This window comes from uncultured Bacteroides sp., assembly GCF_905207245.1.
In the GTDB taxonomy this organism is placed as follows: Bacteria; Bacteroidota; Bacteroidia; order Bacteroidales; family Bacteroidaceae; genus Bacteroides.
The window spans coordinates 1-21,908 of sequence record NZ_CAJLKP010000048.1; the positions used below are offsets into that span (position 1 = coordinate 1).

Annotated in this window: 22 protein-coding genes; 19 read left to right on the forward strand and 3 right to left on the reverse strand. The window is 45.8% G+C overall.

Annotated features, from left to right (window positions below):
* Both QZ135_RS14740 and QZ135_RS14745 read left to right on the forward strand, forming a co-directional pair.
* The coding region (locus QZ135_RS14740) for an RHS repeat-associated core domain-containing protein (RefSeq protein ID WP_294610774.1) at positions 1 to 1,198 on the forward strand (1,198 nt) is incomplete at its 5' end.
* Positions 1,199 to 1,801, forward strand: coding sequence for a hypothetical protein (locus QZ135_RS14745; protein WP_117866834.1), 603 nt, complete (start codon positions 1,199 to 1,201; stop codon positions 1,799 to 1,801).
* A gap of 504 nt (positions 1,802 to 2,305) precedes the next feature.
* Here QZ135_RS14745 and QZ135_RS14750 read toward each other — a convergent pair.
* Both QZ135_RS14750 and QZ135_RS14755 read right to left on the reverse strand, forming a co-directional pair.
* Complete coding sequence (locus tag QZ135_RS14750) at positions 2,306 to 2,647, reverse strand: hypothetical protein (RefSeq protein ID WP_227034344.1); 342 nt, start codon at positions 2,645 to 2,647, stop codon at positions 2,306 to 2,308.
* Between the two features lie 159 nt (positions 2,648 to 2,806).
* Entirely contained in the window at positions 2,807 to 2,953 is a 147-nt protein-coding gene (locus tag QZ135_RS14755) for an ATP-dependent acyl-CoA ligase (RefSeq protein ID WP_147349134.1), read from the reverse strand.
* Between the two features lie 329 nt (positions 2,954 to 3,282).
* Between QZ135_RS14755 and QZ135_RS14760 the strand changes: the two genes are divergently transcribed.
* Both QZ135_RS14760 and QZ135_RS14765 read left to right on the forward strand, forming a co-directional pair.
* A complete protein-coding gene (locus QZ135_RS14760; RefSeq protein WP_054349506.1) occupies positions 3,283 to 4,059 on the forward strand; it encodes a hypothetical protein in 777 nt (258 codons plus the stop codon).
* Positions 4,060 to 4,069: 10 nt separating this feature from the next.
* The gene (locus QZ135_RS14765) at positions 4,070 to 4,546 is read left to right on the forward strand and encodes a hypothetical protein (protein WP_054349505.1); all 477 of its coding nucleotides are present in this window, start codon (positions 4,070 to 4,072) and stop codon (positions 4,544 to 4,546) included.
* 164 nt (positions 4,547 to 4,710) lie between these two features.
* Here QZ135_RS14765 and QZ135_RS14770 read toward each other — a convergent pair whose 3' ends face one another.
* Positions 4,711 to 5,037, reverse strand: a complete 327-nt coding sequence (locus QZ135_RS14770; RefSeq protein WP_243636190.1) for a hypothetical protein — start codon at positions 5,035 to 5,037, stop codon at positions 4,711 to 4,713.
* A gap of 95 nt (positions 5,038 to 5,132) precedes the next feature.
* Here QZ135_RS14770 and QZ135_RS14775 point away from each other — a divergent pair, with 95 nt between their 5' ends.
* The 15 genes from QZ135_RS14775 (at position 5,133) to QZ135_RS14845 (ending at position 21,900) form a co-directional block, all read left to right on the forward strand.
* A complete protein-coding gene (locus tag QZ135_RS14775) occupies positions 5,133 to 5,258 on the forward strand; it encodes a hypothetical protein (RefSeq protein WP_294610785.1) in 126 nt (41 codons plus the stop codon).
* A gap of 92 nt (positions 5,259 to 5,350) precedes the next feature.
* Positions 5,351 to 6,388 carry an AAA family ATPase gene (locus QZ135_RS14780; RefSeq protein ID WP_005682890.1) on the forward strand — a complete coding sequence of 346 codons (1,038 nt, stop codon included), beginning with the start codon at positions 5,351 to 5,353 and terminating at the stop codon, positions 6,386 to 6,388.
* The gene (locus QZ135_RS14785; RefSeq protein WP_016271559.1) at positions 6,381 to 6,932 is read left to right on the forward strand and encodes a nuclease-related domain-containing protein; all 552 of its coding nucleotides are present in this window, start codon (positions 6,381 to 6,383) and stop codon (positions 6,930 to 6,932) included. Before QZ135_RS14780 ends, QZ135_RS14785 begins: the two co-directional genes overlap by 8 nt.
* Before the next feature lie 479 nt (positions 6,933 to 7,411).
* Positions 7,412 to 8,392 carry a pseudohemocyanin gene (locus tag QZ135_RS14790; RefSeq protein WP_117866833.1) on the forward strand — a complete coding sequence of 327 codons (981 nt, stop codon included), beginning with the start codon at positions 7,412 to 7,414 and terminating at the stop codon, positions 8,390 to 8,392.
* 608 nt (positions 8,393 to 9,000) lie between these two features.
* Complete coding sequence (locus QZ135_RS14795; protein WP_294610791.1) at positions 9,001 to 9,621, forward strand: TetR/AcrR family transcriptional regulator; 621 nt, start codon at positions 9,001 to 9,003, stop codon at positions 9,619 to 9,621.
* A 6-nt stretch (positions 9,622 to 9,627) separates the two neighbouring features.
* Positions 9,628 to 10,767, forward strand: coding sequence for a StlD/DarB family beta-ketosynthase (locus QZ135_RS14800; RefSeq protein ID WP_117866832.1), 1,140 nt, complete (start codon positions 9,628 to 9,630; stop codon positions 10,765 to 10,767).
* Between the two features lie 248 nt (positions 10,768 to 11,015).
* A complete protein-coding gene (locus tag QZ135_RS14805) occupies positions 11,016 to 11,546 on the forward strand; it encodes a TetR/AcrR family transcriptional regulator (RefSeq protein ID WP_005682877.1) in 531 nt (176 codons plus the stop codon).
* Positions 11,547 to 11,732: 186 nt separating this feature from the next.
* On the forward strand, positions 11,733 to 14,078 hold the full coding sequence (locus QZ135_RS14810; protein ID WP_117866831.1) for a hybrid sensor histidine kinase/response regulator: 2,346 nt from the start codon (positions 11,733 to 11,735) through the stop codon (positions 14,076 to 14,078).
* On the forward strand, positions 14,059 to 15,387 hold the full coding sequence (locus tag QZ135_RS14815; RefSeq protein ID WP_117866830.1) for a sigma-54 dependent transcriptional regulator: 1,329 nt from the start codon (positions 14,059 to 14,061) through the stop codon (positions 15,385 to 15,387). Before QZ135_RS14810 ends, QZ135_RS14815 begins: the two co-directional genes overlap by 20 nt.
* 627 nt (positions 15,388 to 16,014) lie before the next feature.
* Complete coding sequence (locus QZ135_RS14820) at positions 16,015 to 17,853, forward strand: DUF3945 domain-containing protein (protein WP_138272025.1); 1,839 nt, start codon at positions 16,015 to 16,017, stop codon at positions 17,851 to 17,853.
* A 60-nt stretch (positions 17,854 to 17,913) separates the two neighbouring features.
* On the forward strand, positions 17,914 to 18,183 hold the full coding sequence (locus QZ135_RS14825; RefSeq protein WP_005682873.1) for a DUF4099 domain-containing protein: 270 nt from the start codon (positions 17,914 to 17,916) through the stop codon (positions 18,181 to 18,183).
* Positions 18,184 to 18,249: 66 nt separating this feature from the next.
* Positions 18,250 to 20,004 carry a DNA topoisomerase gene (locus QZ135_RS14830; protein ID WP_117866828.1) on the forward strand — a complete coding sequence of 585 codons (1,755 nt, stop codon included), beginning with the start codon at positions 18,250 to 18,252 and terminating at the stop codon, positions 20,002 to 20,004.
* 354 nt (positions 20,005 to 20,358) lie between these two features.
* The gene (locus QZ135_RS14835; RefSeq protein WP_005682870.1) at positions 20,359 to 20,571 is read left to right on the forward strand and encodes a hypothetical protein; all 213 of its coding nucleotides are present in this window, start codon (positions 20,359 to 20,361) and stop codon (positions 20,569 to 20,571) included.
* Positions 20,572 to 20,590: 19 nt separating this feature from the next.
* A complete protein-coding gene (locus QZ135_RS14840; RefSeq protein WP_005682869.1) occupies positions 20,591 to 20,800 on the forward strand; it encodes a hypothetical protein in 210 nt (69 codons plus the stop codon).
* Positions 20,801 to 20,820: 20 nt separating this feature from the next.
* Positions 20,821 to 21,900, forward strand: a complete 1,080-nt coding sequence (locus tag QZ135_RS14845; protein WP_054349501.1) for a PRTRC system protein E — start codon at positions 20,821 to 20,823, stop codon at positions 21,898 to 21,900.
* Positions 21,901 to 21,908 lie beyond the last annotated feature (8 nt).

Sequence of the window (21,908 nt, forward strand, 5' to 3'; positions counted from 1 at the left end):
TAACCTCTTTGAGACACCGGACAAGAAAGACCGCAAATACGGTGCCGGGGGAAAACTTTTGGAAGACCAGGATTGTTTCTATCATTACGATGACGAGGGGAACCTCATTTTCCGTGAGTTCAAGCAGTTGCAGGAAACGGGCGTAAGGTTCGACCGCAAGCGAATGGAGAAAGAACGGGGTATCCATTTTCTGGCAACGGGGACGGGATGGCTATACGAGTGGAGTTCCAACGGGATGCTGAAGAAAGTCATACGCCCGGACGGAAGACCGGTGGAGTTCCGGTATGATGCGTTGGGACGGCGCACGGCAAAGCAGTATTTCGGAAAAGTCACACGTTGGGTATGGGACGGGAATGTGCCTATTCACGAATGGGGCTACAAAGTCACCGATATGCAACCGGATGAGGAAGAAAACACTTCGTCAAAAGAACCGACAGAGAATATTACCACCTGGGTGTTCGAGGCAGGCACGTTTATACCAACAGCAAAGATACAGGATGGTAAGCAATATTCCATTGTATCTGACTATTTGGGTACACCTATTCAGATGTACGACGAAAAAGAAAACAAAACTTGGGATTGTACTTTAGATATCTATGGAAAAGTAGCAACTTTTGAAGGACGTTCTTTAAATGATTGTCCATTCAGATTCCAAGGGCAATATGAAGATGAAGAAACAGGATTGTACTATAACAGATTTAGATATTATATATCTGAAATAGGCGGTTATTTAAATCAAGATTTGATTGGATTAACTGGCAATAATCTTATTTTTTACAACTATGTAAAAAACCCAAACACATGGATTGATATATTTGGACTATTCAGTGATCTAAAGCCGACAGGAGATGGACACCATTTATTTCCTCGTGCCATAGGAGACAAACTAGGAATAAGGGATATTATAGAGAAAGTCAGTTGGTATCCCAATGTTTCAAAAAACACAGCAAGCTTACATCAGGAACTCCATGCAAAACTAAGAGAATCAGGAATCCCTATTCACGGAAGTCAATATCAAGGAACGATTGAACAAGCACTAGATGCAATGGATAATGCCTATAAATCTTTTGACACAAAGGGGTATTTAATGATTGATGGTAAAAGATATGATAATCTAACCCCATCAGAAGCAATGGTAAAAGTTCGACAACATGTAGAAAATAAAATAAAAGTCAAAAACAAATTAACACATCATTAAATGGAAAACAAAAAGATAAGTGCTTTAGGATACGGGTTTGTAATAATATCCCCGGAAAAATTTGAACAATGTCGTAAAAATAAAAACATTAAAGCGAAAAAAGTAATTTCTTATTTTAGTAAAGATAATGATTTTTTTTACTATTGTATTACAGAAGGAGTACTAATTCCTATTCATCATATAAATTATGATAGATACACATTATTATTTTCTATTGGCAAATGTGAAAAATCAAAATTGAATGGATGGGAAATTCAAGCAGAATGGAATGGTTTCAATTTACAAGTTGGAGCTTCAAATGAAATTTGGGCAGTAGGTATTGATGAAATGGAAAAATGGAATATTAAAAACCTTGATCAAGAAAGTGGTTATATTAAAGGTTTTTATTATGATATAAACGACAATGAGCATATTGAGTATAAAGCTATCAGGTATAATATTCCTTCCAATAAATACGAAGTGAAAATTTATGGTTTAGCTCGTAAAATAAAAAATAAAAATGGCATGGAAAATTATGGATTCCTTTTCGAATTAACCCAAGTACAAATTCTAACTTCAAAAACAGATCCATCTGAAACAGATTTTAGTAAATTGTTTGAATAACACAACCCGTCCCGGTGGATTTATAATCTGCCGGTTATGAGTATTAGGATTTGCAATCCTTGAATTTCTTTCTAAAAGTATAGGGGATAAGCAGGATACCAATCTTTATAAATCTGCGATTGTTTGTTCAATTAGTAAAAGGACTTAAAATAGAAAAAGTATAATCAAGCTGTCCAAGAACTCTTATCTAAAACATAGCATAATGTGTATAAACAGGATATGAGTTTTTGGACAGCCTACTATTCTTATTAAATAACACTAAGGCTGTACAAAGCATTACCCCACATCACTCAATTCATGGTCCAAATCAAACCTCAACACATAAAAAACACCATTATCCACATAACTAAAACACCTGTTCCGCTGAGTAATCTTGAACTTCTTAATGCTTTTCTGCCATAGGTCATCTGAAAAATAACGCTTGCTTTTCTTATTCTTATTATACGTTTTATAATCCAACCCATTGTCTGTTGCTATGGCATTCCAATCTGATTCCTCAAATTTTTAAAATAAATCAATAAACTCGTTTTGGTTCTCATTGTCAACAAAGGAAAATCCATGAGCGTCATCTATAAGGCTGAAATCAAGTTTCCCTCCACTGAAACGAATCGTGATATAATTCTTGAGAGGCAATTCTCCCCTTTCAAACAAGATGGAAAACAATTGCTTCTCTTTCCATATATTCCCCACCGGAATAGCAACTCCTTCTTTGGTTACAACAACCGGATGCTTCCCATACAAGGAGCGTATAAACGACAGAAGGCAGACCACACAGGCGGCGGCTTCGGCAACGGAACTGCCGGACACATCCGCTTCATCTATGAAACGGGCGTCCGGTGCTGTCAACAGATCGTTGATAGTCTTATCGAAAGTGGTTTACACCCCTTAAAAACTTCCTTGCTTGAACAAGCAGTTCAAACTCTAGCTATGTCTATCAGCTGTTTTTTACCACCTGACAGAAGTAACCGTATGGCAAGTCCATGATACGGGTAAATAAATCGGGGATTATCCATTTGCTTTTCTGTTTGGGCTTCCATACCAAACCTCCAAGAAATCGGGAGTTGGATTCAGCATTGAAGTAATCTTTTCCCCTTTCCGCTTCAATTGGAATACGAAAGCTGTCCGCATGGTACATTCTCCTTCAAAATCCATAACTCCTTTTTTCTTCTTAACATAAAGATACAATGTTTTTCTGAGAGATATTCTACATCAATCAGCTTCCGTTAGTACCCTTTGATATTTTTTTTTGAAAATAACCAAGGATAGGTTTTCATTTTTTTGATTTTAACTTATATATTTGCAAAAACAAACCGACTAATCGGTTTTAAGCAAGAATGGAATTTATATTAGATACGTTAGATCATATAGTTAATGTCGTTAAATTCAACGACATTAAACAAAAGGCAGTCCAATTCGCTAGTATATCAACTTTAAGAAAGAGTAAACTCTAATTAAATATTAATCTTTAATTGAAAAACATTATGAAGAAAAAGATGTTCAAATTTATTTCATGCATAGCCATTTTATTTATGGTTTCATGCTCTGGGGATGATTTACTTTTCTCCTATGAAGATGATGTTACCACAAGGGGACTTTCGGGTAGAGCTTCATTGACTTATCCTATGAGTAGCTTTATTAGTAATGTGGCGTTGAGTTTAACAGACCAAGGTTCTGTCAATTCCATTCTTGAGGAATTACAAAGTAATCCTTTAGGCAAAGGATACAGATGTGTTTTCAAGAAACTGACAACTAAAAAGGTATCAAAAATATCCCGAGGCGATACAGGCACAGCACCAGCTTCGTACAATGCAAAAACGAATGAGGTATTGTTGAAAACAGGCTCAACAATCGCAACGAATTCAATACAGGAGGAGTTTATACATGCCGCACAAGATAGAGTATATTTCAATGGAATTCTTCAATATGCAGGTAAAGAAGGAACTCCAAACATAGAATTTGAAGCAAAGATTATTCAAGAACTTATATATTGCGCTAATGGATATGGATTTGGTGGCTTAGGAGCAGGACCGACACATGCCGATGATTATACAAGATGGATTATGTTGTTATGTGAAGATGGTTTTCTTGATGAAAAATTTCCTTCTCTATCAGAAGTGTTATCTACTAAATATGCTGGATATGGTTATTACAACTATATGGAGTTTTTTAAAGTTAAAGATCCTGGCTATAATAAAGGTATCATTTATAGTATGCAACCTTCGCTACTTGATTATATAAGTAATAATTACGGTATTTAAAAAAGATATTATGAAGACATTAAGTTTTTTCATTTCAGTAATTGTCGCATTATTTGTTTTTACAAATAATATTTGTGCACAAAACGAAGTTAAAGTTTCCAATGGCAAATCTTATGTATATGATTATAAGAACCAGAAGATTTATCGTCAAACTTTGAATAGAAGTTTTCAGCAAGATAAAATACTGGACAATTTTGTAGCCAAACAAACGACACCAGTCAATAACTTATACATAGAAGTATTATCACCGGCAAGATTGGAAGAATTGAAATCTGAAAAGATAGCCACTACATTTATTTGTGATTCGTACGGAAAAGTAAAATCTGTAGAGTTCCTATTTTTCAAAGAACCTTTTTTGTCTGTTGATGAAATAGAAAGATTAGAAGAAGCTTTTTTGAATTACACATTTGATTTGAAAGTATATGGAGATAAGCAGGATTCAAATCTTTATAAATTTGCAATTGCTTGCTTTTTTAGTAAACTTTAAATAGGAAAGGGATAGAATATACTTCAAACTGTCCAAGAACTCTTATCGAACACATAGTATAGTATGTATAAACAGGATATGAGCTTTTGGACAGTTTTCTATATATAAAAAGAATACCAAGACTATAAAAACATTACCCCACATCACTCAACTCATGGTCCAAATCAAACCTCAACACATAAAAAAACGCCATTTTCCACATAACCAAAACATCTGTTCCGCTGAGTGATCCTGAACTTCTTAATGCCTTTCTTCCATAGGCCATCTGAAAAATAACGCTTGCTTTTCTTATTCTTATTATACGTTTTGTAATCCAATCCTTTGTCCGTTGCTATGGTATTCCAACCCAATTCTTCAAATTTGCGGAATGAATCAATAAACTCGTTTTGGTTCTCATTGTCAATAAGGGAAAATCCATGAGTGCCATCAATAAGGCTGAAATCAAGTTTTCCTTCACCGAAATGAGTCGTGATATACTTCTTGAGAGACAATTCCCTCTCCTTTCAAACAAGATGGAAGGCAATTGCTTCTCCTTCCATATATTCCCCACAGGAATAGCAACTCCGTCTTTGGTTACAACAACCGGATGCTTCTCATACAAGGAGCATATAAACCACAGAAGGCAGACCGCACGGGCGGTGGCTTCGGCAACGGAACTGCCGGACACATCCGCTTCATCTGCCAGGTAATCATTGACAGTTCTAAAACATAAGCCTAATAATCATAACTTTTTTAAAACCGGGTTTGTCTCTTCCGTTTTTTAAATTACCTTTGTAGTTACTTAGTATAAATGAAACATATTCAATGATTAACAGCATATTATTAACTGATTTTACAGGCTTTGCAAATACCCGGTTTGATTTCACCAAAGGGATAAACGTCCTTATTGGCAAGAATGGTACGGGCAAGACGCACGTTCTCAAATGCCTGGCGGCAACTTTGCAGGCACGCCATGACTTCCTCGGCAAGAACTCAGCTTCCAAGGAACAGTTTGAGTATATCTTGGCGGAAGACATGATATTTTATTTCAAGCCGGATGTCATAGGCAACCTGGTCAACAAGGGAGTGCCTTCAGGCAGGGCAAACATTACAGTCACGATAGACGGCAAACTGTTGCAATACAGCTTCTCATCCGCTTCCAAAACAACTGTAAAATTAGAAACGGATGAAAAGTGGGACGACCGCCACTTTATCTATATCCCCCCACGTGAGATGTTCTCTTTGTTCGAAGGCTTTATCGGTTTGAGCAGTAAGCGTGAAATCTCATTTGACCAAACGTATATCAACCTGGCACACGCGTTGTCACTCCCCATATTGCGTGAGTCGGAAGACAATCCGTTGAAACCGGCTATCGAGTTGCTGGAGCAGGAATTGCAGTTCAAGGTTTTGCAGATGAACGGACGTTTCTATATACAGACTGAAAAAGGGAACATGGAAGCGCACCTGGTAGCCGAAGGACTCCGCAAGCTGGCTTCCATCTTGTACCTCATACTGAATGGGGAAATCAATACGGACACCATCCTGTTCTGGGACGAACCCGAAGCCAACCTGAATCCGGCTCTTGTAAAAGTCGTGGCAAAGTTTATCCGTGTGCTTCAAGAATGCGGCTTGCAGATTTTCGTCGCCACTCACGACTACCTGCTTACACACACGCTTTCTCTCTATTCCGAATATAAGGAACACACCAACATATCCGTCAAGTTCTTCGGTTTGAAAAAAGAAGATAAGGGAATCATTGTGGAGGAAAGCGAAACCTTGGCAGGCATACGGAACAATCCGATACTGGAGGAATATGCGGCTTTTTACGATTTGGAACAGCAATTCATCAACCAATATGAGTAATTTTCAAGAAAGCGGCATAAACTTCAAGTTTCAGTCTCCCCAATGGACTGTTGTCAAGTATGACGAGCATTTGGCACACAAAAAGGTAAGCAATGCCTTGCAGCCTACCAAAGCGGTGGACTTTTTGGGTATTCATGATAACGGACAGTTGTTTTTGATTGAGGTGAAGAATTACAGGGGGCACACGCATGATGAGGAGACCCGGAATGTGCTTCAGGCAAAAGGCGATGAGTTGATGCGCAGGATTGCCGTCAAAGTAAGGGACACGATTGCCACAGTAATCGGTTCTGCCCGTTTTTCCACAAATGACGAAGCATTTTTTACCCAAGTCAACCAATTGTTGGTTGATGACCGGAAGAAGATAGTCATCATTGCCTGCATAGAACTGGATGCGACAGACGACAAAGAGCGAAAAGCCCAAATGAGCGTATGGATGCAGAAGTTGAAACAGAAACTGTCATGGCTCCATGCAGTTAAAATCTCCATCAATCCGGTTGACAACATTACCGCTCTCCTGCCCGATACGGAAGTCTCATTCATATAAATACCTACCGTACAACAAGAGGGTATCAAAACCCTCTTTTCCACATTTCAAAAAAAGTACCACATTTGTTTCCGTTCTCATACAAAAAGAATATATTTGCACATAACAGACTGTTTGGTCTGTTATGTGCAAAATAAGCATGGAACAAAAGTAATGGGCTCACTCCATTAAACACTTACCTTATATTAGGTCATCTTATTTATAAATGGTATATTTGCACATGGTCTATATAACAACGATATGAGTAGAATCAAGATTAAGAATTTCGGTCCGCTCAAGGAAACGGTCTCCGCAATGGACGGATGAATGGAACGCTTTTTCTTGGAAACAAACTATATATTGAGAATCGAAAATAGAATAAATATCGAATAATTGGTTGACCTTGCAGTGATTTTCGGCGAAAAACGGAACTCGGGTACGAAAGCCGATGCCTACATTTGCACTGTTAACAAGATGTTTCACTTAATACCAATTTATTTATGGACAATATCCAAAAAATCAAGTTGCTGAATGAGCTGATGTCCAAGGCAACCCCGCAAAATGTAGATTTCACCCCGCACAATGGCAATTATTGTGTGACACTGCTGGCTACGCAACCCATTCACACTTGGGGATGGCAAAAACGTAAATTCAAAATCAAGGGTCGCCTGGAAGAGGGCAAGACAATCTCCGCCGACTTGATAGTGGAAAATGAAATGCTTTTTGGTGTGACAGACCTGCCGTATGTGGCACACGAGGGCGACCGTACCCCTATCTTCAAGATTATCCGTGCTTCCATCTTCTGCGCTTATGGAGCCTTACAGCTTACGGAACTGCATCGGGGTATGCGGAAAATAGCCTGCACGGACTACCCTTTCAAAAAAGCGGATAAGGAAGAACAGATAACGGCGGAAGTCAAGTTTATGAAAAAACTGGCCTCAAGGATGACTGTCCCTGAACATTGTATAAGCGGACGCCCGGTAGTAACCCATCTTACGTCCACCCGCTTGAGAGACGTCATATTGTATAACAAAGAATATGAGCCGGCATTATATGAAAAGATGAAAGGTTCCATTGAGGCGTTATCCCCTTTCATTCCGGCAAAGGACAACGCGGACAATGCGCTTCCTGATGTATTTATCTCCCGCCAAGATTGGGAAAATCCCCGTGACACCTTTGACCATCAGGTGGTCATACTCAACGCCAAAAGCAAAAAGAAGCAACAGTTTTGGTGGGATTACCTGAAACTCAATATTTTTTTGAGTGACTTGGAGTATAAATTCGGTTACTATGTATTAATGAACCGCTGGCAGGTTCCGGTAATTCAAAAGTGGATTGCCGAATACCACGAAAAAGGTTATTTCGAATCCCAACGGGCAAAAGACTACCTTCTTTTTTATTTGAAAGCCAGTGAAAAAGCACCGGTTCGTGTCTTAAACTCCATGGGAGTACAGGTTAAAGTTAAAATGACTCCAAGATAAATTTGATAAATCAGCACTTGTCAAAAGGGAAGGATGAAATGTTTATTAACATAGAGTTTCATCTTTCCCTTTGTTTTTATTCCGAATGTTTATATTTTTGCAATAAATACCGACTGGACGGTTTATATGAAAAAAATTATGATATACAAAACTTGTGCTAAGGAATTGGTCATACCGCTGATTGCAGCAATACCTGAAATTGTCGCAGTTATGTTCGTTGATGTTCATTCAACGGATTGACAACAGGCATGATTCGGTTTTCAAATTTTAGATGAAAACAAGATTACGCGGAAGAGTCATAATTTGGGGGAGTAGTAAGTTGAAAAAGGCATAGAGAATCATCTCATACAATAAATTCCACTTTTCGTTTGAGTTCTTCTCTACGCCTGAATAAAATCCGATTAGTCGGTTTTTATTAAAAGCAAATGTAACAAAAAAAAATAAGACCCCCATATTGCCTGAAGCAAAACTGTCTAAAATAATGGAATTGATTTAAGTATCATACTGTTAACGTATGTAGTTTAACTCTTATTCGCTTTAAACTAAGTATGCAAAAAAGATTGAATATTCAGCCAAATGTTCTATTTTTGTTTTAAAAATACATATTTATGAAAGGAACAAAAGGAACAGAAACAAAAGCGTTAATAAGGGAGACCGCATTCAAGTTGTTTCTGACAAAGGAGTATAATATGGTCCCCTTGAAAGATATTGAACAAAGTCTCAACCTGTCAAGAGGTTGTATGTCCTATCATTATCCGACCAAACAAGAATTGTTTATGGATGTGATTGATCAATATATCTTGAGAAAACAAGATGTAGATAATAAAATGCAAAATTCCGAAAGTCTATCACTGCATGATTTTATCAACTATTACATTGACAATGTAAAACGTACAATGGACTATCTATACCAGTTCATATTGCCGAACGCTAATACCAACGGAACAAGGGCTTATATGAGTCTGATATTACAGGCGGAAAAATTTTATCCAAACTTTACAAAGGAAACAACGATAGTTACCCAAAAAGAGCTATTACTATGGGAAAGGATATTGAAACATGCACAAGAGAAAGGAGAAATTGGAACTCAATACAATTGCAAAAATATCGCCAAGCAGTTCAAATACGTATATTTGGGACAATCTTATAATGATGCATTGGTAAATGGATTGAATATTCCCCTGTTAAAGGAACAGTTTATGTTTATATATAGTTTAATTAAAATATGATTTAAAATGTCAAAGGAAGTTTTTATAACAACAGTAACCTCTTACTTCCCAAACTCTCCGATAGATAATAATTCTATGGAAGATTATTTAGGGTTAATCTCTGGAGTACATTCTCGTGTCAAAAATATTGTACTCAGACAAAATGGAATAAAACAACGTTTTTATGCCGTCAACACAAAGCAGGAAATGACGCATACGAATGCGGAACTGGCACAACTGTCGATACAGAAACTTTTGACAGAAGCTTTATTACCTCTGCAAGAATTAGAACTTTTAGCATGTGCAACTGCCAGCCCGGACCAAGTGCTGCCTTCACATGCCTCCATGGTACATGGTTTGCTAAAAAATGCTCCTATGGAAATATTTTCAGCATCCGGCATCTGTTTGTCATGCGTTCAAGCATTCAAGATTGCATATCTAAGCATTTTAGCGGGTGATAAGCGTAATGCTGTTTGTAGTTGTTCCGAGTTGGCATCAGCGGGGTTGCTTTCCAAAAATTTTGATGTTGAATACGAAAAATGCGCTAATCTTGGAATACAACCATACATGGCATTGGAAAAAGATTTTCTACGCTTTATGCTGAGTGATGGTGCCAGTGCGGTATTATTACAGGATAATCCGGGCAAAGGAAAAGCTCTACATATCGAATGGGTGGAAATGACTTCGTATGCCAATGAATTGCCGACATGCATGTTTATGGGAGCGGAAAAAGAAAAAAACGGAGAATTGAAAAGTTGGAAAAGTTTCAGTAGTCAGGAACTAACAGACCGCTCACTTTTTACTGTAAAGCAAGATATTAAATTACTGGAAAAGAATGCCGTCCCATATTGGGCGAAACACATAAAATATTGTCTTGAGAAACACAATGTGGCACCGGAATCCATTTCTTATGTACTGCCCCATGTTTCCTCCATGTTTTTTTATGATAAGATAATAAATGAATTAAAAGGGATTGGAATCGGAATTGACGAAAGCAAGTGGTTTACCAACCTATCCAGAGTAGGCAATATAGCTTCTGCCGCCATCTTCGCCATATTGGATGAATTCTGGAAAACACACGAACTGAAGTCCGGTGAAAAAATCCTGTTGCTTGTTCCTGAAAGCGGACGCTTCTCCTATGGAACTGTGTTATTAAGTGTAGTTTAAGTGTTTAAGTTTGGAAATAAGCAATAAATAGCTTAATTTTGCAAAACTAACAGGTAAAATAGTATAGTATCATATACATCTTTCAAACGAAAAGTGGAAAATTTCAAAGAGAGAAGATGGGATATGACAGCTTGCGCTATATCAAAACATATAGCACGGGTGCGTCGACTTCATCTCTAGGCTTTTCCACTGCCACGTTTGGGTTGTTGATTGCATCTGTGCTATTTTTTATATAATGCAGGTGTGATATGGATCCAAACTTGAAACAGCGGATAATTGACGAGGCGTATGTACTGTTCCTTACCAAAGGCATGAAACAGACTTCATTTTGCGATGTGGCGGCAGCCGTGCATAAGTCCAAAGGCGCGGTCATGCACTATTTTTCATCCAAACGGCATTTGATTGACACTGTCGTGAAAATGCGCTTTTTCCCGGCTTCCCAGCTCTCTCCGGAAATGGATTATCTGGAAGGGAGAAGATGGGACGAATTTCTCCGGTCCTACAAAAACCCGATTGAACGGGTAATCGACAGTTTTCCTGAAAAACTGGAGGGCAACGGATTGATGTATTACATGCAGTTCGTATCCTCCGCCAACGAATACATGGACGAATTTCCGCAAATGTATCACGAACTTCTTGCCAGGGAACAGGATTTTCTTTTCAATGCGGTCGTTGTCATTCACAAGCAGTCTGTGGACGACATACAGGTGTTCAGCCGGCAATTGTTCGAAAATTCCATAGGAAAAACCTTTGGAGCACTGCTTTTTCAAATACAATAACCGCTTCTCTTCGCTTAAAGCCGCATTTTTCTAATGTAAACGGCACATTTGCCTTGCATTTGAATACTTTTTCTTTTGTTATTATTTGGAAAGATTTATCTTTGCGAATAATAAAATACCGACTGGTCGGTTTTTATTATTCGCTTGTTTAAAACCGGGTATAACAAAAATAAAAAGGCTCATACATTGATAAATTGGAACAGACTGATAAGAAAGACTTCACACCCGCGGTCGCTTCTTGCCAAGATTGCGGCGGGGTACATCACCGTGCTCCTGACGGTTGGCTGTATCATATATATAGGTATCCACGAATGGCGGGAGATCAGGTCTATAGAAACGAATGTTCGGCAAATAAACAGACAAAAGCGGGCCATACGCAATGTATATATGAAAATGCTTGAACTCTCTTTGTTCTGCGACACATTCACGGAGTGGGACGAGAAGGATTTCAACACGTACCTGAAACAGAAATCGACAGTCGACAGCCTGTTGTACGGTTTACAGGAATTGCATCCCAACGCCCGGATAGACAGTATCCGCATCTTATGGAGGGACAAGGAACAGTCCATGCTGCAAATCAAGGAGATTATGCGCAAGCAGCAGCAAGCCGGCCGGGAAATAGCCGGACAGCTTCCGCAAACAGCCGGACAAAGCCCCCCGAAAAAGACCGGCAGGAAGAGAGGATTCCTGAAAAGGCTGTTCGGGAAAAAAGAGAAGACGGAAACCTCCCCGGACACATCCGCACTCCATGCCCTCAACAGGACCATAGCGGACAGACAGCGGCAATATGCGCGCCAGTTCTCCGAGCAGGCACATATCCTCGCCTCCCGCAACAGGTTGCTCAACGAGCAGCTTCAACAGGTTATCAGGCACATGGACCGGAATATCCAGGAAGAGATGCAGCAACGGGAGGAAAAGCTGGGCAGAACGGGCGAACGGTCACTGGCCATAGTCGCCGGGCTGGTGGTGTTCATGCTCCTGCTGCTCGGGGGTTCCTACATGATTATACACCGGGACATGGCACGCATAAACCGCTACAAGAAAAGGCTGGAGGAAACAATCGGGCAATTGGAACATACCGTCGCCGAAAACGAGGAGCTGATCGCGGCAAGAAAAAGAATCATGCTGACCGTAACCCATGACCTGCGCACACCGCTTACGACAATCAACAGCTATGCTGAACTGCTCGCGACGGAGAAAAAGATATCCAAACGGAAAGAATACAACCGGACGATACGCCGGGTGGCGGGACACATGGAGGCCATGCTGAACACTTTGTTGGGATTTTTCCGGCTGGAGAGCGGAAAGGAGGAAGTCAATCCGGTTCCGTTCAGGCTGCATACCGTCATCGAGACGCTGGAAGCGGATTTCATGCCGCTGGCGGCGGACAAGAACCTCTTCCTGAATATGGAGAGTCCAAGGGACAGGGTGGTCATCGGGGACAAGAAACGGATTGTCCAGATAGGACATAACCTGTTGTCAAACGCCATCAAGTTCACGGAGCGGGGGGCGGTCACATTACGCATGCGGTTTGATAACGGAACCTTGCAGCTCTCCGTCGAGGATACCGGTACGGGGATGAGCGCGGAAGAGCAGGCACGCGTTTTCACCGCTTTCGAGCGATTGCCCAACGCGATGGCCGAGGAGGGTGTGGGACTGGGGCTCTCCATTGTCAAGGAGCTGGTCGGACTGCTGGGAGGCACGATAGAACTGACAAGCAGAAAAGGGTCCGGAAGCTGCTTCACGGTGCTTCTGCCCGTGTCAACTGCGGAGGAGACGGCAAAGAAAGAAAACGGCACCCGGTCCCTCGTACAGCCTTTTACCGTCGTGGCGTTGGACAACGATACCGTCCTGCTGGCCGCCGTCAAGGAGATGTTCGCGCACCATGGGGTGATGTGCACGACATGCGGGTGCGTACGTGACCTGATGGAATGCATCCGCCGTCAGAACTATGACCTGATGATTACCGACTTGAAAATGCCGCAGATGAACGGGTTTGATGTGTTGAAACTGCTTCGCACAGCCAATGTGGGAAACTCGCGGACCATTCCGGTCATTGCGGCCACCGCTTCGGGAAGCTGCAATACGGCGGACCTGCATGAGGCGGGGTTCTCGGCCTGCCTGAAGAAACCGTTCTCCGTGGAAGAGCTGCTGCAAGTCTGTACGGGATGCCTGGGCGACGAAAGGCAGCAGGAGCAGGTCGATTTCCATGCGTTGCTGGAGTATGGCGACAGGCTGGAAATGCTGGAGACGCTTATCAGGGAGACAACGGACGATATCGCGGCGATGGCGGAAAGTGCGGAAAGGAACGATTACGAGTCGCTCAGGGAATGGACCCACCACCTGAGCAGTTCCTGGGAGATAATCCATGCCGGCAAGCCCCTGCGGGACCTGTTCATGCTGCTTCAGGGGAACGGGGAATATTCGGCGGAGGAGTTCGGCCGGGCGGTCCGGAAAGTACTGGACAAGGGAAAGGAAATAATTGATTTGGCACAACAGGCAAAGGAAAGCTATGAGAGTGATTGTGGTTGAGGACAATATATTGTTCTGCGATTATATCTGCAATTTCTTGCAGAATGCCGATTACCAGACAGTGAAGGCATACCGGCTGGCACAGGCGCGGCAGGTCATCGCCCGTTCCGTCCGGGAGGATGACATCGTGCTGGCCGACCTGAGACTGCCGGACGGGGAAAGCACCGCGCTGCTGGAATGGATGAGGGGACAGGGCTACACCCATCCGTTCATCATGATGACGAACTATGAGGAGATACACACGGCTGTACATGCCATGAAACTGGGAGCGGAGGATTATATCCTCAAACCGCTGCTCGAAGACAAGCTGCTTCCCGCACTGAAAAAGATAAGGATGGCGGACGAGGCATTCGCCAAAGTGATTTATGAACGCAAGAGCGCCGCTTTCCGCGAGCTGGACCGCTACATCCGCCTGGTTGCCCCCACGGACATGACGGTGCTCATACTCGGCAACACGGGGACGGGCAAGGAGCATCTGGCGGGCAAGATCCACAAGCGGAGCCTGAGGGCGAACAAGCCGTACATAACCGTGGATTGCGGAAGCCTGTCAAGGGAATTGGCGGCATCCGCCTTTTTCGGCCATGTCAAAGGGGCGTTCACGGGGGCGACGGATGAAAAACCGGGATATTTCCAGGAAGCGCGGGGAGGCACGTTGTTCCTGGACGAGGTGGAGAATCTGCCGGTGGAAATACAACAGATGCTGTTGCGTGCGATGGAGGAACGGAGATACCGCCCCGTGGGCGGAAGGCAGGACAAGCGGATGGACGTGCGCGTCATCGCCGCCACCAACGAGGACTTGCAGGGTGCCGTCGCGGAAAAACGCTTCCGGAAGGACCTGCTATACCGGTTGCAGGATTTTACAATCACCGTGCCCACGTTGCAGGATTGCCTGGAAGACATACTCCCGCTGGCTGATTTTTTCCGTATCCAGTCTGCCGGACAACTGGGAAAGGAGATTCCGGATTTTGACGAGGCGGCAAAAAAAATATTGCTGGGCTACGGCTGGCCGGGGAATGTCCGTGAATTGAAACAGGTTGTCCATGCGGCGGTGCTGATATGTGGCGGAAAACTGATAACCCCTCAGTGCTTACGGTTGCAGCAGGCGGGAAAGACAGTGTTGAATCTTGCAAAGGAAGAAAAGATAAACAACTGCCTGCTAAAAGACGAACAGCGGAATGCGGAACAGATCAGGATGGCGGTCACCATATCCAAAGGCAACCTGACACAGGCGGCAGCCTTGCTGGGCATCAGCCGCCCGACCCTTTACAAGAAAATGGGCATGTACGGGATTACCAAGGAACAGGTCTGAAAGGACCGGATAATAATATACAGGACAGTTTCCCCTTCCATCAAAGGAAAATCGAACCGGTCTTGCCAGCCGCATTTTCCACACTCTTTTCGTGGCAATTTTCCTTGCGGCTGGCGCCGGGGAAAATTGCCGCGAAAAAGAATGCGGCGGCAATCCCGCTTCGATTTGAAGGATGATTACAGGGGCAAACTGCGACCGACGTGACGCACGGGCAATACATACAGGAGATATTCCGGAGGAACCGTTTCTTATATTCCCTGAAAATCAAATACTGACCATACCATATCCCGTCCCGCCTGAAATCTTCTTATTAAGTATATGACGGACCACAAGAAAAAACAGGGGGCTTCAGCTCCCTCTGTTCTGCATGGGCCGCCGTACCCGCTCCTTTTTTCTTCCGTGCCATGCACGCCGTTTGTCCTTTTCCCTGCGGTACGTCCCCTCGCCTGCCCCTACTCTTTTTTCCTGCCGCCCTTGTATTTCCTACTTGTTTTGAAGCACCTTTCCGGACATCTGATGACATCTGATGACGTCCGATGTCACCTTTTTGAAAATCAGCATTTTATCCAAAATATACTCATACATTTGAAGTGTCAAAGCGATTCATTAACCTCAAAAAGATGATGTATGGCACAAGAAAAGAACATGAACGAGAAACCCAAACGGACCAGAAAACCGAAGGCGAAAGACGAGGCCCTTCCGGTGGAACAGATTACCGAACTGATGCTGGTTCACAACAAGAACGACCCGAAAGCGGGCGTGCGTGCGGTCAGCGGAATCGACGGACAAGGAAAGGTGAAAACTGTTCCGGCGGATGAACGGAACGAGAATTCATTCCTGAAATTCGACAAGAACTCAAGTATCCTCGAGAATTTCATCAAGAATTTCTGGAGCCAGCTCAAGAACCCCACGCATTTCCGGCTGATCCGCATGACCGTCCACGATTACAAGATGAACAAGCAGGCCATCAGGGACCTGGCGGAAGGAAAACAGACGGACGCGGTGAAGGAGTTCCTCAAGCGCTACGAGATCCGTCCCAAAGAGAACAGGAAGGAACAGAATGTAAACCAAGAAAAAACAGAAACGATGGCAAAGAAAAAACAGCAACAGCCGCAACAACCGCAGGAACCCCTGCAACAGAGCGAGGTGCAACAGGCGGCACAAGGCGCGCAGCCGCAGGTACCGCAGGCGGAACAACAGCCGCAGGCACCGCGTTACCGCTACAACGAGGACATGATTGACTGGAACGCACTGGAAAAGATCGGTGTTTCCAAAGCGTCGCTCGAACAGGAGGGACTGCTTGACTCCATGCTGAAAGGCTACAAGACGAACAAGCTGGTACCGCTTACGCTGACATTGGACGCCGCCACCATCCGTATGGACGCGCGCCTTTCACTGATACCCATGCAGAACGGACAGGTCGGGCTCGGCATCCACGGCATACGCAAGGAGCCGCAGCTGGAACGCCCGTACTTCGGGCATATCTTCACCGAGGAGGACAAGAAGAACCTGCGCGAGAGCGGCAACATGGGACGTGTGGCGGAACTGAACCTGCGCGGAGGCACGACGGAACCCTGTCTGATCTCCATCGACAAGAACACCAACGAGCTGGTGGCCGTCCGCCAGGAGCATGTCTACGTGCAGGATGAGGTAAGGGGTGTCAAGTTGAGTCCCGACGAGATACAGACCCTCAAGAACGGCGGACAGGTGTTCGTGGACGGGATGATTTCCAACAAGGGGAAAGAATTCAGCGCTACACTACAGTACAGTGCCGAACGCAGGGGGCTGGAGTTCATCTTTCCCAAGGACCAGGCGTTCAACCAGCAGTCCCTCGGCGGGGTACAGCTCTCGCCCACCCAGTTGAAGATGCTCAGCGAGGGGCATACCATCCTGGTTGAGGACATGAAACGCAGGAACTCCGACGAGGTGTTCTCCTCATTCGTCACGCTGGACAAGGTGACGGGACGTCCGAACTATACCCGCCACAATCCGGAGACAGGCGAAATCTACATCCCGAAGGAGATCTGCAACGTGCAGCTCACCCACGAGGACAAGGAGCTGCTCCGCAAGGGACAGCCGGTCTTTCTGGAAAACATGGTCAACCGCAAGGGAGAGGAGTTCTCCGCCTTCGTCAAGCTGAACATGACCACCGGCAACCCGCAATACTCCCGTACCCCGGACGGGTTCAACGAGCAGCAGGCGCCGCGCATCCCGGCGGAAGTGTACGGCCATGTGTTCACCGCGCAGGAGAGGGCAAACCTCCAGGACGGAAAGGCCATTCTCATTTCCGACCTAAAAAGCAACGGAAAACAGTTCAGCTCCTACCTGAAAGTCAACCCCGGTTCCGGGCAGTTGCAATATTTCCAGGACAATCCGGATATCCGGAGGGACACTTCCCGCCGGGCGACACAGGCAGACAATGCCCAACAACAGGAGCAGAAGAAAAGCGCGAAACAGGCCATGTAGGATGATACCGGAAATGACAGAGAAAATGACTTTACAAACAACCCCAAAATCAAGAAACGTATGAATACGAATCAGAAGACCCGCCTCAAGGCGGAAGATATGGAGTGGAACGTTCTGAAGACCCTCGGGCTCAGCAAGGAACAGCTGGAGGCGGACGGCAGTATGGAGCGGTTGCTGCAAGGCATGGAGACGGAAGCCATTCCGTTGAAGTTCCGTACCCCGGTCATCGACCTGAGCATGGACGCCACATTGAGACTGGTACCCGGACCCGGTGGAAAACCGGTCCTGGAAATCAAGGGAATCAGCCCGGAAAAGGAACCGGAAGCATAAGACGGAAGAAGTTGGACACGTACTCCGTGCCGGACGGTACGGAGTACATAAAAAGAAAAAAAGAATATGATTGCAATATTGACTGACAAGCCCAACGTGGGCAGAGAGATAGCAAGAGTGGTAGGTGCCCATAAGAAAGAGAACGGTTACATGACCGGAGGCGGCTACATGGTGACATGGACATTCGGCAACATGCTTTCCCTGGCGATGCCGAAGGATTCCGGAAAAGCGAGGGTGGAATGGGAGGATTTCCCGCTGGTCCCGCCTCCTTACCTGACGGTGAAGAACATGAAGACGGATACCGGATGGAATCCCGACATCAACGCGGTGCTCCAACTGAAAGTGATAGCCAAAGTGTTCGACGCATGCGACACGATCATTGCGGCCACCGATGCCTCCCGCGAGGGGGAAATGCTGTTCCGCCACCTTTACCGCTTCCTCGGATGCAAGCAGCCTTGTCTCCGCCTTTGGATCTCGTCACTGACGGATGAGGCCATTCTGGAGGGCATGGCGAACCTCCGCCCGTGCCATCAGTTCGACAACCTGTTCCTGGCGGCAGACAGCCGCAACAGGGCGGACTGGATGCTGGGAGTCAATTCAAGTTATGCCGTGTGCAAGGCGGTAGGCTTCGGAAACAACTCGCTGGGCAGGGTGCAGACACCTGTGCTGGCGGCCATAAGCGGACGTTATCGGGAAAGGGAGAACCACATAGGTGCCGACAGCTGGCCGGTATTCATCAGCATCTGCAAAGACAACCGGATAATCAAGATGCGGCGTACCGAAGATTTTGAGGAGCATCGGAATGCGACGGAGCTGTACGAGGACTGCAAGGCGGCACGGAAAGCCCGCATCACGGCGGTCAGCCGCAGGACGGAGGAGGTTCGGGCTCCGGCTCTGTATGACCTGACCGGACTTCAGACGGATGCGAACCTCTACCATGGCCTAACCGCCATACAGGTGCAGGAAATCACACAGAGCCTGTATGAGAAGAAACTGATTTCCTATCCGCGTACTGCCTGCCGATTTTTGCCGGAGGATGTGTATGCCACGCTTCCCGCCGTCATGGAAAAGATGCTGGCGCGCAAGGAGTTCCGGACGTATGCGGACCGGCTGGATATTGCCGGCGCAAAGGCCGTCATCAACCCGCTGAAGACGACGGAGCACCATGCCATCATCATCACCGGCATGTCACCCGGCGACCTGGCCAGAGAGGAGATGCAGGTCTATACGCTCATCGTAGGCAGGATGCTCGAAGCTTTCTCGCCATCCTGCAAGGTGGAATACACCACGGTCGATGCGGTATGCGCCGCACACAAATTCCGTACCCGGACATACCGCATACTGGAAAAAGGATGGACCGGCGTCTTGGGACGGGAACACCTCATCGCGGAAGAAGGCTTTTCCAGCCTCTCCCTTCCCGAGCTGTCCCGGGACGAACTGGTAGAGGTGGCCGGTTGCAGCATCATCCGCAAGAGAAACCTGCCGCCCTCCCCCTATACGGATGCGGAACTGGTCGGATTCATGGACAGGAACGGACTGGGAACGGTAGCCACACGAGCCAACATCATCCGCACCTTGCTCGAACGCAAATATATCCGTTATTCGGGGAAATACGTCATTCCGACTCCCAAGGGGCTCTTTTTCTACGAAACGGTACGGGGCATGAAAATAGCCGACGCCTCCCTCACCTCGGGCTGGGAAGCGGAACTGGCGCAGATAGAGCGGGGCGAACGGACACCGGAGGAATTTCTGGACGGTGTACTGGAACTGGTGAGGGGGATTACCGGTGAAATCCGCCGGATCCAACGCCCGGAGGAATGACCCGCGGAGGTTTACCGGCCATCCGGATTCCAGACAGACAAAAGAGGAAAGAGGTACAGGCGTCATCAGAGGCCCGTGCCTCTTTTCTTTTTTAGAGCCGGCCTGATTCCGGTCCGGACAAGACGGCAGGATAGTTTTTCCGCTTTTAAGCGGCAAAGGTCTTGGATTGCCTCATTATTTGCTGCAAGGCGGCCCCTTTCAGGGGCTTGGTTGGGAAAAGAAAATCATCCTCGCTCCGCTCCGGTATTTTCTTTCCCCAAGCCTTGCGCAAAAAGGCAATCCAAGGGACGGGAGCCTATAAAATCGGGAAAACATATCCCGATGGGATTATTCATACTTAAAATTATAAAGAACATGAAACTGCAACTCATCGAAAAAATCAGCAGACAAGCGGTAGCGCTGGTCCTGCTCGCAGGAATATGCCTGCTTTACAACAAGGGGATCGTCCCTGTGTACACCATCGTCCTGTTCCTCTTCTCGGGAACAATCATCGGATTCTTTTTCAGGACCCTTTCCTTTGTCATAAAAATAATTCTTGTCCTGCTTCTGGCAGGCATGTTCGTATAACCGTTAATCCTTCAAAGACATGAGAACAGCAGCATTTTCTTCCCCGGCTCCGGTCATGCCGGCCGCATGGCCCGCCACACACCGTATCAGACCGACTAAAAAACGTATCCCCGGCACGGTGGACGGACCGAAACATATCGGGTACTATCTGGAACCGTTGAGAGGCATCGCCTCAAAACCCGACAGGCGGCAAATCCTGAAGGATTTCTTTAACGAAACGAATGTATAACACTTTAATATTTTACCACTATGTTTTTTCAAGCTATCAACCGAATGATTACAGCCGGCACTGACCTGAGTTTCAGTATCCGGCAAGTCGACAACCGTCTGACCGTAGCTGTCATGCCCCGCCGCACCGGACTGAAAGGCGAAGCCGGGGGGCAAATCGTTCCCCTGGTATTGAATGGCACTCCGGAGGAACTGGACGCAGAGTTCCTTCAAGCCATCAGCACTCCCGTACAGAAAGCGCAGGGCATCCTCACCAACCTGGAGACATTCGAAAAACAGGCGGAACAGGCGGCGTCGCAGAACAAGGGCGCCAAATCCCCGCTGGAAAAGGAACCGAAGGAGGTCAGGGAAAAACGGGAGAAAATGGAAAAATTGCTGAAAAAGGCGGATGAGGCGATTGCCGGCAAACGCTATTCCGAGGCGCTGACGTGGCTCAGGCAGGCGAAGGTACTGGCCACACCTGACAGACAGAAGGACATTGACGCAAAAATGGCGGAAGTGCAGAAAAAAGCCTCCGAAGGAAGCCTTTTCGGAGAGGAACCGTTTATGCAGGCGTCACAACCGCAACAGGAAGCACAACCACTACGCCGGCAAGACGGACAGGCGCTGATTTTCGAGCCGGAACCGGCAGCTGCCATGCCCCAAAACGTACCGCAACAGCAGCCTCCGCAACCGGTACAATATACACAGCCTGCCCCTTCGGTCCAATATGGAGCGGACGGAAGACCGGCTTACTCTCATCCTTATGCGGAACAACGGGGTCAGATACCTCCCGGACAGCCCGTGCAGGCATCGCAGACCATGCCGCAGGCCATACAGTTCCATCAGCCCGTACACATGCCGCAGCAGCCCGTATACGGAGGACAATGGCCGCAACCGGTCCCGGCGCAACCGCAGAATGTCTCCGTACAGGCCGCACCGGGAAACAACGGGAACCGCGAGTACAGGTCGCAACCGCAGCCGGCGGAAATGTACAGCTTTGACAAGGATGACGAATGTGACAGGGAACTCCTCCGGGAGGACCCTTATGCCGAATACCTTGACTTTCCGGAAGAATACCGGATGAAAGATGAGGCGCAAATGGAAACGGTATGTTGTTAAACCTTATA